Genomic DNA, 11,265 nt, shown 5'->3' with positions numbered 1-11,265 from the left:
TGGGTTCGCTACAACTTTACCACTTAAAGAGCTTTTCCCACAAGGTGGATTTGCACTTCATGGTAACAGTAAAATATTTGGATGTATCGGTATAGCACTTGCAATCTATAAAACAGCTCGTCCAGAGAAAAAGAAAATAGTATCAGGACTTCTTATACCAGCAGTTTTAACAGCAGTGTTAGTTGGAATTACAGAACCTTTAGAATTTACATTCCTATTTATAGCACCATTCCTATTTGCAGTACACGCAGTACTTGCAGCTTCAATGGCAGCATTGATGTATGCATTTGGAGTAGTTGGAAACATGGGTTCAGGACTTATTGAGATAGCAGCATTAAACTGGTTACCACTTATGAAAAACCACTCAAATGTAATGTTTACTCAACTTATTATAGGAGCAATATTTACAGTAATATACTACTTCATATTCAAATTCCTAATTGAGAAATTCAATGTAAAAACACCAGGAAGAGAAGATGAAACAGAAGAAACAAAACTATACACTAAGGCTGACTGGAAGGCTAAAAAGGGTAACGGCTATGAAGGTAAAGCTGGAGCTTTCTTAGAAGCATTAGGTGGAGCAGAAAATATTGAGCAGGTAAATAACTGTGCTACAAGACTTAGAGTAAGTGTAAAAGATGAAACAAAAGTTGCACCAGATGCAGCATTTAAAGCAGCAGGGGCACATGGGGTAGTAAGAAATGGTAAAGCATTTCAAATAATAGTTGGACTGTCAGTTCCACAAGTAAGAGAAAGCTTTGAAACACTGATGGCACAAAATTAAAAATAAAAGGGTATTAGAAACACGTTTAAATATATAACTATCATGAAAATTTTAAGATTTAATTAATAATTAATAGAAGAACTAAGGAGGAACAATTATGAAACAATTTTCTATTTTAATCGCTGGTGGAGGAAGTACATTTACTCCAGGTATAATTTTAATGTTATTAGATAATCTTGACAAATTCCCAATTAGACAAATAAAGATGTTTGACAACGATCCTGAAAGACAGGCAAAAATCGGAGATGCATGTGCAATATTACTTAAAGAAAAAGCACCTGAAATTAAATTCAGCTACCATACAGATCCAGAAGAAGCATTTACAGATGTTGACTTTGTAATGGCTCACATAAGAGTTGGAAAATATCCAATGAGAGAAAAAGACGAAAAAATTCCTTTAAAATATGGTGTAGTTGGACAAGAAACTTGTGGACCAGGAGGAATGGCTTATGGAATGAGAAGTATCGGTGGAGTAATCGGACTTATTGACTATATGGAAAAATACTCACCAAATGCTTGGATGTTAAACTATTCAAACCCTGCTGCAATTGTAGCTGAAGCAACTAGAAGATTAAGACCAAACTCTAAAGTTCTTAACATATGTGATATGCCAATAGGAATTGAAGTAAGAATGGCTGAAATCTTAGGATTAAAATCAAGAAAAGAGATGGATATCCAATACTACGGATTAAACCACTTCGGATGGTGGAAATTAGTAAGAGATAAACAAGGAAACGACTTAATGCCAAGATTAAGAGAACATGTATTACAACATGGATATGTAGTTCCAAAAGGAGATAACCAACATACAGAAGCAAGCTGGAACGATACATTTGCAAAAGCTAAAGATGTATTAGCAGTAGATCCTACTACATTACCAAATACATACTTAAAATACTATCTATTCCCAGACTATGTAGTTAAACACTCAGACAAAAATTACACAAGAGCTAATGAAGTAATGGATGGAAGAGAAAAATTCGTATTTGGAGAATGTGAAAAAATAGTTAAAAACAACACAGCAAAAGGAACTGCACTTCACATTGATGAACATGCTTCTTACATAGTTGACCTTGCAAGAGCAATTGCATTTAACACTAAAGAAAAAATGCTACTTATTGTTGAAAACAATGGAGCAATAGTAAACTTTGACCCAACAGCAATGGTAGAAATCCCTTGTATCGTTGGAAGCAATGGTCCAGAACCATTAGTAGTTGGAAAAATCCCTCAATTCCAAAAAGGATTAATGGAACAACAAGTTACAGTTGAAAAATTAACAGTAGAAGCTTGGATTGAAGGATCATATCAAAAACTATGGCAAGCTATTACAATGTCTAGAACTGTACCAAGTGCATCAGTTGCAAAACAAATTCTAGATGATTTAATAGAAGCTAACAAAGAGTACTGGCCAGTATTAAAATAATTGAAAGACTTTAGCTTTAATAGGCTTTAAATAAAAAAATAAGAGGTTGTTGTGAAAAAATAAAATTCTTGGCATTAGAAATAGTTTCGTAATTTATGCAGCGAAACAGAATACGGAAAATTCGACTGTCTGAACGAAGTGAGTTTCGGATTTTCTTTCTGTGAGCAAGATAAATAGAAACTATTTCTAGCTAAGAGAATTTTATTTTTATAAATTTACAACAGCCTCTTTTTCTATCATAAGCAAAAGTCTTTCAAAGAAAAGTATAGCATTTCCAAAAAAGTCATTACATTGTAAATTTCTATCATCCATAGGATTTGAGTCCTTTATGATAAAAGTCAGGTCTGCCATATTTTCAACAGTGGAATTTTTAGCTCCAGTAAAAAGTATAATAGGTACTTCGTTAAGAGTTGCTTTTTCACATAGCATTGTAACCTGTGATGTTTCACCAGATTTCGATACCACTATAAGGATACCTTTTTTTAAGAATTTAGGCTCCATAGTCTCCATATATTCAGATCTCATACTGTAATGACCCTGCACCATAAGCTTATCACTTATATATCTCACTACAGCAGCTGAAAATCCTGTCCCATGGACAAATATAGGCCTATTCTTATCAGATATGAGTTTTTTAAAATATCTCAACTTCTCCTCTGAGAGATTTACACAGAACTGGTTGTTGAGATTTGAGTGTTCAAGATGACTTTTCATATTGAACTCCAGCTTATAAACCATATCTACAAAGCCCTTGTACCCAAGTTTTTTAGCTAGATTCATCACAACTGAAGTAGAGGCAAAGCACTGTTTTGCAACACCTCTTACCCCTATTTCAAGGGATTTTTCAAAGTTGTTGACTATATATTTAAGTGCCATCTCTTCTGACTCTGTAAGATTATATTTCTCAGCAATCTTGTATATATCTATATTTATCTCTTTATCCATGCAAACTCCTTTATGTTTTTATAAATTTCCTGTTTTTCTAGAAAGAGCAGATTATCGCCCATAAAAGTCTTAAGAAAAGAGCGATTATAATAGCTATAATCAGCCATTTGATTATAGAAAGTACCACTGGCATACTTTCACTCATCTCTGTTATTATCATAACTATGAAAAATAAGATACCGATAACTATCCACATATAAACTTCCCCCCTAGTAATGTTTTTTACAATCTAATTATCTAAAATCAGATTAAAGTTTTTAATATCGTGGTCAAGGTCAAAACTTTCACTTCTTTTTAATACCTTATTATTATCCATAACAGTTATAAATACATTTTTTCTGCTTGGAATCTTGTAGAACTCATAAAAACCATTTTCATCAGTTTTAGTTGTTGAAATCTTATTAAAATCATTGTCACGTAGAAATACCTTAGCACCTCTAATAGGTTTTACCCCATCAGTTACAATTCCACTTATAGATGAACGTATTCTTGTAAGCTGAATCTCAATATTTGTAACAGAGGTATTTTTTTCAACATTTCTAATGGTACCATTTTCTGTGTACCCCTCTTTTTCACACATTATAGTTACAATACCAGGTTTTAATTTAAGTTCAAACATCCCAAATTCATCACCTGTTATCTTTTTGATTTCAGTTCCAAGTTTTATAGAAACAATAGGATATGGAATAGAGTTTCCATGTTCATCTACAGCCTGTCCTTTTATAAAGCTTGGGATCTGATGAAGATTTATGTTAACTGTATATGGAATTGCCGGATTTGTAAACTGATATACTATTGCATTTTTTTTATCAAGAGTATAGTCTTTTCTCTCTACATGGATACGGTAATTTCCCTTTGGCACATATGCTGTGAAGTTTCCAAATAGATCTGTTGTAAAATTATATCCAATATTCTTACTATTATATAGGGTGATTTTTGCAGCTCCAATATTCAGTTCACCACTTTTTACATTTCCTTTTACTTTTACAGTATCGTTACGGGTGAAATTAATATTTATAGGTGCATTTACTTCCTTTATATTAATATCTTTTTGTATCATAGGATATTCAGGTGTTGAAAAGACAAATGAGTAGTTTTTTTCTTCTAAGTTAAGCTGGGTATGTCCATCATAAAAAAGAGCCTCTCCACTATTTTCTGCTCCATCTTTATAGTAGAGAATCTTTCCAGTTGGTATATTAAAATTAAAATCTATATTTTTTGAAAAACTTATTATATTTATCAATATCAAGAAAATCATGGTCAATATTTTTTTCATAACTTCACCTCAATGTATATATTCGTTAAGTTATTATAACATTTTTTTTACTATATGGAAAAGTAAATATATCCCTATGTTAAGTAGAAATATATTTTTTTCATTTAAAATTAAAAAATTAATAGTATATAAGTAAAAAATATTATAGAATATATAAAAGGGAGAATTTTGCAAAAAATAAAAGTTGGATTTCTCAATAAAAATAGGAGCTATGTAAAAACAACTATTGAGTAAAAGGGAAAAACTTAGTATACTATTTAGTATACGAATTTATTTTTTTATGGAAAATTATTGAGTTGAATTTAAAAATTCTTAAAATAAATTGGTAGATTGAAAATATATGGCTATATACTGTTTTTTTAGCCATTTTTATAGAAATATTTGTAAATGGTTATGGTGATGTGAAGTGGATGAAAGTTTGGTAACTAAAGCTAGTCAAGTAAAAATTAATTTTTTAAAGACACAGGCTGAAAGATCTTTTTACTTAAATGAATACAAAGAAAATGTTTCAATGGCACTTACTGAAGATCAGCTTAATTCTAGCTTAGTATATCAAGGAATAATTGATGAGATGAAAAAAGATACAACTGCGTATATTAAGATGAGAAGAGATATTCCTCTCAAAAATCTCAAGCCCTACATACTTGAAGCTGAGAAATCAAAGGTGAGATATACACTTGTAGATGCCTTGGATCTTCAGGGAAATATCGCCTTGGTAGTGGTGACTAAGGAGCCTTTTGACAGTAATGACAGACAGATAGTATTAGAAGATATAGGAGAAAAATTTGAGAAAGCAGGACTTTCAAGGGAGTATATCAGATTTTTCGGACAAAAAATCTGTGATAAGCACTACAATCTTATTGCAGAAAAACTCCCACAATACAAGGATAGATTCCAAAGACTAACCTTTATCGACAGATTGTTTGGTAAAGATTGTCCAATATGCAAACTAGAAAAGGAGAAAAACAGATAATGGTAGAAGCTTTTAAGGTAACAGGTGGGAAAGAGATCAAAGGAGTGTTGGAAGTAGAAGGATCTAAAAACTCTGCTCTTCCAATAATGATAGGGACTCTAGTGGAAAAAGGGACTTACATTTTAAGAAATGTTCCTAATTTAATGGACATCAGAACTCTTGTAAAACTACTGGAGAGTCTGGGCCTCATAGTTGAAAAACTTGATAACAATACATATAAAATAGAAAATAATGGTCTTACAAGTTTAGTAGCTGCTTATGATCTCGTAAAAAAAATGAGAGCTTCATTTTTAGTAATGGGTCCTATGCTTGCACATTGTAAAAAAGCAAGAGTATCTCTTCCAGGAGGGTGTGCAATTGGAGCAAGACCTGTTGATCTTCATCTGAAGGGATTTGAAGCCTTAGGAGCTAAAATTGAGATAGATCATGGTTATGTTAATGCAGAGGCTGAAGAACTTATTGGAAATAAGATAATACTTGATTTTCCAAGTGTTGGAGCAACTGAAAATATAATTATGGCTGCTGTAAAAGCAAAGGGTGTTACAATTCTTGAAAATGCAGCAAGAGAACCGGAAATTGAAGACCTTTGTAACTTCTTTAATGATATGGGAGCTAACATAACTGGGGTGGGAACAGGAACTCTTAGAATTCAGGGAGTGGAAAAACTATATCCAGGAGAGCATACAATTATTCCAGATAGAATAGTAGCTGGAACATTTATCATAGCTTCTGTAATGTTTGATGGAAAGATAGAGGTAAAAGGTGTAAGAAAAGATCATCTTGAAGGTTTTTTAATGAAACTTGAAGAGATGGGAGTAAAATTTGAGATAGAGGGAGACACTTTAAGAGTCCTTTCAAAACTTAAAGATATACATGGAGAAAAGGTAACTACAATGCCTTATCCAGGATTCCCAACAGATCTTCAATCACCTATAATGACACTTATGTGTTTAGCTCAAGGTAACAGTGAGATTAAAGAGACAATTTTTGAAAATAGATTTATGCACGTTCCTGAACTGAATAGAATGGGAGCAAAAATAGATATAAATGGAAATATAGCAACAATAAAGGGGATTGACGAATTTTCATCAGCAGAGGTTATGGCAAGTGACTTAAGAGCTGGAGCGTCACTTATACTTGCAGCACTTAAAGCTAAAGGTGTAAGTATTGTAAATAGAATCTATCATGTGGATAGAGGATATGAAAATCTTGAACTTAGATTAAAAGAGATTGGTGCAGATATAGAGAGAATTAAAGTAGAGGTGTAGGTAACACAATGGAAAAAATAATAGGAGTAAACCCGGCAATAGAGGTACTTCAAAATAAGGAAAAAACAATAGAAAAGGTAGAATTATATAAAGGTGCCAGAGATGAGAAGATAAATCAGATAAAGAGATTGGCATCTAAAAGAAATATAAAGATATTCTATACAGATAAAAAGAGAGAGAATTCTCAAGGTGTAGTAGTATTTGTAAGTGATTATGATTACTATGTGGATTTTGGAGCTTTTTTGGAAAAAATTGCACCTATGGAGAAAAGTATAGTCCTCATACTGGATGAGGTACAGGACCCAAGAAACTTTGGAGCACTTATTAGAAGTGCTGAAGTATTTGGTGTAAAAGGGATAATTATCCCAGAAAGAAATGCAGTTAGAATCAACGAAACTGTAGTTAAGACATCTACAGGTGCTATAGAGTATGTAGATATAGTAAAAGTTACTAATATTTCTGAAGCTATAAAGAGACTTAAAACTTTGGATTACTGGGTATATGGTGCTGAAGGAGAAGAGGGAGCACATGACTACTCTAAGGAAAAATATCCAAGTAGAACAGCTCTTGTATTAGGAAGCGAAGGAAATGGAATGAGAAAGAAAGTTAAAGAGAGTTGTGATGTATTAATCAAAATACCTATGCATGGTAAAATCAACTCACTTAACGTATCAGTAGCAGGGGGAATTATACTATCTGAGATAGTAAAATCATTTGAGTAAAAAAACAGATTTATATAAAATTATTTTGGATAAGTGAAGGGAAGAAGGTATGAGTGAAAATATAATAACTGACGAAGTAGTAGCCAAGGCACAAAATGGTAATTCAGAAGCAATAAATTTGATACTTAGAGAATATAAAAAGCTGATATTTCTAAATGTTAAAAATTATTTTCTGATAGGTGCTGAACAGGATGACTTGCTTCAAGAGGGGACAATAGGTTTACTTAAGGCTATACAGGCTTATACAAGGGGGAAGGCATCTTTTAAGACTTTTGCAACACTTTGCATAAGAAGACAGATACTTACAGCAGTGAGAAGTTCCAACGCACAGAAAAACAGTGCACTTAATGCTGCAAGCGGGAATAATCTGGAAAATGAAAATGGTTATGAGACATATCCTAAAAATCTGTATTCTACAATTAAATACAATCCTGAAGAGATATTTTTATCAAAGGAGAAGATTACTGACTTTCAAAAATTTGTTGAAAGTAATTTTAGTCCCTTTGAAAAGGTTGTATTTGGATATATGATTAAGGGATTTTCCTATAAAGAGATAGCTGAGGAGTTAAATAAATCACCAAAGACTATTGATAACAGTTTTCAACGAATTAAAAGAAAGAGCGAATTATGGCTCAGTACCTACTAGGGTACTAAAAAGTAGAATAATCTAAGATGATAAATTATGAAGAAATTAAAAATTAAAATTTTGAAAGTTTGATAGAGGTGAGATTGTTGAGAGAATACGATTTTAAAGAAGTAGAAGCCAAGTGGCAAAAGAACTGGCAAGAGGGTAACATATTCAAAACTTATGACTCAGTAGAAGGAAAAGAAAACTATTACCTACTTGCAATGCTGCCATATCCATCAGGAAAATTACACGTTGGACATGCCAGAAACTATACATTGGGAGATGTTATAGCTAGATATAAAAGAATGAAAGGGTACAATGTGCTAAATCCTATGGGATGGGACTCATTTGGACTACCAGCAGAAAATGCTGCTATACAAAATGGTGCTCACCCAGCTAAATGGACAATTTCAAATATTGAAAATATGAAAAGACAGCTTAATATGCTTGGATTTTCTTATGACTGGGATAGAGAGATAGCTACTTGCAAACCTGAATATTACAAATGGAACCAATGGATGTTCAAAAGATTCTATGAAAAAGGACTTATCTATAAGAAAAAATCATTTGTTAACTGGTGTCCAGACTGTAATACAGTACTTGCAAATGAACAGGTTGAAGATGGAAAATGCTGGAGACACAGTAAAACTACAGTTATTCAAAAAGAATTAGAACAATGGTTCTTCAAAATTACTGACTATGCTGAAGAATTATTAGATGGACATAAAGAATTAAAAGGTGGATGGCCTGATAAAGTTCTTGCAATGCAAAAGAACTGGATTGGAAAATCTTTCGGTACAGAGATAGTATTTAAAGTGGCTGAAACTGGAGAAGATCTACCAATGTTCACTACAAGAATAGATACTATATATGGAGTTTCATACTGTGTAGTTGCTCCTGAACACCCAATTGTATCTGAAATATTAAAAGTTAATCCAGGAATCAAAAAAGAAGTAGAAGAGATGGAAAACACTGATCTTATTGAAAGATCAGCAGAGGGAAGAGAAAAAAGAGGAGTATTTACAGGTTGGCATGTAATCAACCCAATAACTGGTAAAAAAGTTGAACTATGGGTAGCTGACTATGTACTTATGAACTATGGTACAGGTGCTGTAATGGCTGTTCCATGTCATGATGAAAGAGACTTTGCTTTTGCTAAAAAATATAATCTTCCTAAAAACGTAGTAATCAATCCAGTAGATAAAGAAACTGGAAAAGCTATAGAATTAGATCCTGCAACAATGACTGAAGCATTTACTGAAGAGGGAGTGATGACAAATTCTGGTGAATTTGACGGAATGAACTCTAAAGAAGCTCAAACTAAAATTGCTGAATATGTTGAAAATAAAGGTTGCGGAAAGAGAACTGTTAAATACAGACTTAAAGACTGGGGAATCTCAAGACAAAGATATTGGGGAACTCCAATTCCAGTATTATACTGTGAAAAATGTGGAACTGTTCTTGAAAAAGATGAAAATCTTCCAGTACTTTTACCAGAAGATGTATCATTTAATGGAAAAGGAAACCCACTTGAAACTTCAGAAAGCTTTAAACATGCAGTTTGCCCAATTTGTGGAGGACCTGCAAGAAGAGATACAGATACTATGGATACATTTGTTGACTCATCTTGGTATTTCTTAAGATATTGTGACCCTCACAATGATAAAGAGCCATTCAGTAAAGAGATAGTTGATAAATGGATGGGAGTAGACCAATACATAGGAGGAGTAGAACATGCTGTAATGCACCTTCTATATGCTAGATTCTTTGAAAAAATCCTAAGAGATTTAGGACTTGTTTCAGCAAATGAACCATTCAAAAAACTTCTTACTCAAGGAATGGTACTTTCTCAATCTTACTATTCTGAAAAAGAAAGAAGATTTATATTCCCTCAAGATGTAGATGTAAAAGGGGATAAAGCATACTTGAAATCTACTGGTGAAGAGCTAGTTACTAAGATGGAAAAGATGTCAAAATCTAAAAATAACGGTGTTGACCCAGAAGAGATGGTACTTAAATATGGTGCTGACACAACAAGACTATTTATAATGTTTGCTGCTCCACCTGAAAAAGAGTTGGAATGGAGTGAAAACGGACTTGCAGGAGCTTACAGATTCCTAACTAAGATCTGGAGACTTGTAATGGAAAACAAAGATAATCTAGATCCAGCTCCAGTTGATATGTCTAAGATAAATAAAGAAGATAAAGCTTTACTTATAAAAATGAACCAGACAATTAAAAGAGTTACAGATTCTATAGAGAATGACTACCACTTCAACACTGCAATAGCAGCTACTATGGAACTTATAAATGACACTCTTGACTATAAAAACAACATTATGGATGCAGGAAAAGGAACTTCTGAATCTAAGAAGATATTTGATGACGTAATCCAAAAAATCCTAGTTATGTTATCTCCATTCATTCCTCATATCTGTGATGAGTTATGGTCTGAAATAGGAAGAGAAGGATACCTATTTAATACTGAGTGGCCTTCATATGATCCAAAACTACTTAAGACTTCTGAAGTAGTAATGGCTGTTCAAGTAAATGGAAAAGTTAGAGGAACTATTGAAGTTGAAAGAGGTTCTGCTAAAGAGGATGTTGAAAAAGAAGCTCTTGCTCTTGAAAATGTTCAAAAACATATGGAAGGTAAAAAACTTGTAAAATTGATAGTTGTACCTGACAAAATTGTAAATATAGTTGTAAAATAAAATATTGAGATAGATGCCAGTAGTGACAGAATTTGATTTTGTCGCTATTGGCATTTTTTCTTTCTTTTATATAAAGAAGAATATTGATTAAGAGGCTGTTGCAAATTTGTAAATAATAAAATTCTTGGCATTAGAGATAGTTTTGTAATTTATGCAGCGAAACAGAATACTGAAAATCCGACTGTTTGAACGTAGTGAGTTTCGGATTTTCTTTCTGTGAGCAAAATAAATAGAAACTATTGATAGCTTAGAGAATTTTATTTTTATACTATTAGAAATGCACAGCCTCTTTTTTTACTATCGTTTTTATTTGAATTGGATATAAAAATATTACATATCTTTATATATAAAAGTAGAAAGTGGATAATATCGGTAGAAATATTGTGAAGATAGAAAAATCCTATCTTTGTGTTGAAATTATAGAAAATAGATGATTTAAATTGTAAGAAAGAATAAAAAAAATACAAAAAAGTTGTTGACGAAAATATGTATCTGTGGTAATATATATCTTGTCCGCGAGAAAGCGGTAAAC

At 32.4% G+C, this 11,265-nt stretch carries 10 protein-coding genes; 7 read left to right on the top strand and 3 right to left on the bottom strand.

Translation table 11 applies throughout. From position 1 onward, the window contains the following. Positions 1 to 784, top strand: a 784-nt coding sequence (locus tag IX290_RS10240) for a glucose PTS transporter subunit EIIB (RefSeq protein WP_211493089.1), incomplete at its 5' end; no start/stop codon positions are given. Positions 785 to 881: 97 nt separating this feature from the next. Further along, complete coding sequence (locus tag IX290_RS10235) at positions 882 to 2,207, top strand: 6-phospho-alpha-glucosidase (RefSeq protein ID WP_211493088.1); 1,326 nt, start codon at positions 882 to 884, stop codon at positions 2,205 to 2,207. A gap of 207 nt (positions 2,208 to 2,414) precedes the next feature. Here IX290_RS10235 and IX290_RS10230 read toward each other — a convergent pair whose 3' ends face one another. The 3 genes from IX290_RS10230 to IX290_RS10220 are packed head-to-tail and all read right to left on the bottom strand — an operon-like array spanning position 2,415 to position 4,428. After that, positions 2,415 to 3,152 carry an SIS domain-containing protein gene (locus tag IX290_RS10230; protein WP_211493087.1) on the bottom strand — a complete coding sequence of 246 codons (738 nt, stop codon included), beginning with the start codon at positions 3,150 to 3,152 and terminating at the stop codon, positions 2,415 to 2,417. A 37-nt stretch (positions 3,153 to 3,189) separates the two neighbouring features. Next, the gene (locus tag IX290_RS10225; protein ID WP_211493086.1) at positions 3,190 to 3,348 is read right to left on the bottom strand and encodes a hypothetical protein; all 159 of its coding nucleotides are present in this window, start codon (positions 3,346 to 3,348) and stop codon (positions 3,190 to 3,192) included. Between the two features lie 33 nt (positions 3,349 to 3,381). After that, entirely contained in the window at positions 3,382 to 4,428 is a 1,047-nt protein-coding gene (locus tag IX290_RS10220; protein WP_211493085.1) for a carboxypeptidase-like regulatory domain-containing protein, read from the bottom strand. 406 nt (positions 4,429 to 4,834) lie between these two features. Between IX290_RS10220 and IX290_RS10215 the strand changes: the two genes are divergently transcribed. The 5 genes from IX290_RS10215 to leuS all read left to right on the top strand — a co-directional run bounded on the left by IX290_RS10215 (position 4,835) and on the right by leuS (position 10,733). Then, positions 4,835 to 5,401: a DUF1694 domain-containing protein gene (locus IX290_RS10215; protein WP_211493084.1), complete on the top strand. Its 567-nt coding sequence runs from the start codon at positions 4,835 to 4,837 to the stop codon at positions 5,399 to 5,401. After that, entirely contained in the window at positions 5,401 to 6,669 is a 1,269-nt protein-coding gene (gene murA, locus IX290_RS10210) for a UDP-N-acetylglucosamine 1-carboxyvinyltransferase (RefSeq protein ID WP_211493090.1), read from the top strand. Before IX290_RS10215 ends, murA begins: the two co-directional genes overlap by 1 nt. An 8-nt stretch (positions 6,670 to 6,677) precedes the next feature. Beyond that, complete coding sequence (gene rlmB, locus IX290_RS10205; RefSeq protein WP_211493083.1) at positions 6,678 to 7,391, top strand: 23S rRNA (guanosine(2251)-2'-O)-methyltransferase RlmB; 714 nt, start codon at positions 6,678 to 6,680, stop codon at positions 7,389 to 7,391. 49 nt (positions 7,392 to 7,440) lie between these two features. After that, the gene (locus IX290_RS10200; protein WP_211493082.1) at positions 7,441 to 8,037 is read left to right on the top strand and encodes a sigma-70 family RNA polymerase sigma factor; all 597 of its coding nucleotides are present in this window, start codon (positions 7,441 to 7,443) and stop codon (positions 8,035 to 8,037) included. A gap of 86 nt (positions 8,038 to 8,123) precedes the next feature. Then, the gene (leuS, locus tag IX290_RS10195) at positions 8,124 to 10,733 is read left to right on the top strand and encodes a leucine--tRNA ligase (protein ID WP_211493081.1); all 2,610 of its coding nucleotides are present in this window, start codon (positions 8,124 to 8,126) and stop codon (positions 10,731 to 10,733) included. The last annotated feature ends 532 nt before the right edge of the window (positions 10,734 to 11,265 follow it).

This window comes from Fusobacterium sp. DD2, from assembly GCF_018205345.1.
In the GTDB taxonomy this organism is placed as follows: Bacteria; Fusobacteriota; Fusobacteriia; order Fusobacteriales; family Fusobacteriaceae; genus Fusobacterium_A.
This window is presented reverse-complemented; position numbering and strand designations above follow the sequence as displayed.